This is a genomic window from Achromobacter sp. JD-1, from assembly GCF_038594925.1.
Taxonomy (GTDB): Bacteria; Pseudomonadota; Gammaproteobacteria; order Burkholderiales; family Burkholderiaceae_B; genus Achromobacter; species Achromobacter spanius_C.
Genome location: NZ_JBCGCS010000085.1, coordinates 1 through 1,064, shown reverse-complemented (window position 1 = coordinate 1,064; position 1,064 = coordinate 1). Strand labels below are relative to the sequence as shown.

Genomic DNA, 1,064 nt, shown 5'->3' with positions numbered 1-1,064 from the left:
TCAACGGCGCGCAAGCCATCCAGCTTTTCCTGTGCGGTGGACACCTTTTTCTCCAGCGCTTCAATCTGCTTGGCCTGGGCTTTGCTCGGGTCGAGGTGGGCGCGTTGGATTTCCCCGAATTGCTTCTTGTCGTCGTATGCGAAAGACACCCGGCATTCCACCCACAGCCAGCCTTCGGTCGATACCGCCTTGAAGAGCTTGGACCGTTGCATCTTCGCCAGGGCCATCGTTCGCGCCATATCCGGATCAGCCAGATAGGTGTCGTTCTCGAACAAGTCGCGGCGCACTTCTCCACCCGCCTTCTCATACGCAGCAACTGTCACGTAGCGGGCAACGGCCGAGTCGCCCAGCATTTCCGTTTCCGCCAGGAGGTTGCGGATATGAACGTCGCGGTTCCAGTGTTCCGACTGCGCCGCCTTCCATGCCGCTTCCTGGCGGGCGTGGTCCGAAACCGACGCCAACGCCTGCATATCGGCAACTTCAATCTTGCCATCGCGGAATAGCTGCATGAGCTTGGGCGAAACAGCGCCGAGAGCCAGCAGCTTTTTTACGGCGGATTCCGTTGCGCCGTGCGCGGCCGCGATGGCTTCGATGGTCCAGTTTTTCTCCGCGCGCATACGGGCATACGATTCATACACGTCTGCCGGGTGCATAGCCTTGCGGGCGATGTTTTCGATCAGGCTGGCGTGGTGGGCGTATTCGGCCGGAATCACGAGGCACGAAACGCTGTAGTCTGCCGGGAACACGGCGTCTTCGATCAACAGCCCCAGCGCTGCCCAGCGCCGACCGCCCGCGCAGACTTCGTAGAAGCCATCGGCGCACGCAACGACCACGAGGTTTTGCAACAGCCCGCCCATGGCCTTGATCGTGGCCTTCAGATCCGAAAGTTCAGGATCTTTCTTCGGATCCAGCGGACGACGAGCCTGATAGCTTTCGCTCAGGCGCAGTTGGGAATGCGGGATCTCCGTGCGGGTGCTTGCGGCGTGAATGGCGGCGAGTTCTTTGGAGTCGATCTTCATGGTGTGTGCTCTTGCTTCGATTTATCGGAATTAGTGCAGCTGTGC

Annotated in this window: 1 protein-coding gene; it reads right to left on the bottom strand. The window is 60.0% G+C overall.

The annotated features are described in order from the left end of the window. A partial coding sequence (locus tag WBR68_RS31335) for a ParB/RepB/Spo0J family partition protein (protein WP_230696265.1) occupies positions 1–1,019 on the bottom strand: 1,019 nt, incomplete at its 3' end. Positions 1,020–1,064 lie beyond the last annotated feature (45 nt).